At 41.6% G+C, this 1,534-nt stretch carries 2 protein-coding genes; both read right to left on the bottom strand.

What is annotated here, in order from left to right:
* Positions 1-429: glycosyltransferase family 2 protein (locus WBM98_RS11045; RefSeq protein WP_424366078.1), on the bottom strand; the 429-nt coding region annotated here is incomplete at its 3' end.
* A gap of 299 nt (positions 430-728) precedes the next feature.
* On the bottom strand, positions 729-1,534 hold an 806-nt coding region (locus WBM98_RS11050; RefSeq protein ID WP_424366079.1), incomplete at its 5' end, for a 4Fe-4S binding protein.

Consider the following 1,534-nt stretch of genomic DNA (forward strand, 5'->3'; position numbering starts at 1 on the left):
GAACAATTTCATCAAGAATGTGGCCAGCCAATTGCCAAAGATTTGTTGGGGAGTCATACTACCTGGCTCCCGTTTTTCCTTAACACGTGCCCCGACGACAAAATCAATATTTTGATCAATAATGGGCGCTACTATTTTTGTGAGCTCTTCGGGATAGTCAGAATAATCCCCATCGATAAAGACGATGATATCGGGTCTGTCGGATTGTTGTGCCACATAGTGCATACCGCAAAGACAGGCATAACCATACCCCATCTTGGTTTCGTTCAAAACTGTGGCTCCCGCTTCTACGGCTGTTTTTGCAGTATCATCGGTTGAATTATTGTTGACCACAACGATCTCAGATACCGATTTCGGTATTTCACGGATAACTTGGGCAATGGAATCAGCTTCATTATAGGCAGGGATGATAACTTTTATTTTGGTCATGTATAATGATTAACCTCAGTTAAGTTGGGAATGAATACAATAGAATATGAGGAATAAAATAGTGAGGTAACGAGCCATTATGTATTTCAGGGTGTTTTTTGTTTTGAATTCAAATAAGATTATAATTACTTGATTCTAGTTCCAAAATGGAATAGGTTCAATGTGGCCATAAAAATACCAATACTTTTTTCTTTGGCCATAATTAATACGGTCTAGTCTTTGAATTTTGCTTTTACACCAAGGATTTTTCAAAAGTTCTGCTAGATTTTAAAAACCCCTTCCAAAGATGTAATACCTACTTATTTTTTATTGACCAGATGCATTAAATCGGGGTCATTACCCCATAGAACCTGTGTGGGATTGATCCGACCTTGTTCAGGCCCATTTTCCAATTTCAGAACCCCACGCGGACAAACTGCGGCACAAACACCACAGCCCACACAACTGGATCGTACAATATTCTCCCCTTTTTGGGCATAGGCCCTGACATCGATGCCCTGTTCACAATAGGTAGAACAATTGCCGCAAGAAATGCATTGACCACCATTGGTCGTAATCCGAAAGCGGGATTTGAAGCGTTGTACAAAGCCTAAATAAGCCGCCAAAGGACAACCAAAACGACACCATACCCTATTTCCAAAAATAGGATAGAACCCTGTACCGATAACACCCGCAAAAATAGCCCCTATCAATAGGCTATAGGTGTTCTGAATACTTTGGGTCTTTATGCCCAAAATGGTTCCTGACTCTGTGAAAAAGCTGTACAAAGTCATCCCCGTCATCACCAAGGCGAAAAGTAAGACCCCATGTACAAACCACCGCTCGACCTTCCATGAAAAAAGTGACTTGCTCGAATGTTGACGATAAGGGTCACCTAGCGTTTCAGCGAGCCCACCACAGCCACAGACCCAGGAACAATACCATCGCTTGCCGAAGAAGTATACCATTACAGGAACGATGACCAAGGTCAGTACAATACCCCATACAAGAATAAACAAGCCGATACTTCCACTGGCCATTAGCTCATTGAGATTCCAACTAAAGAAAAAATCATAATCCAAGGGAAATGCATTCTTAAAATCATAGTAGGGCATTTGTAGGCGCA

This window comes from Maribacter sp. (assembly GCF_049667165.1).
In the GTDB taxonomy this organism is placed as follows: domain Bacteria; phylum Bacteroidota; class Bacteroidia; order Flavobacteriales; family Flavobacteriaceae; genus Maribacter_A.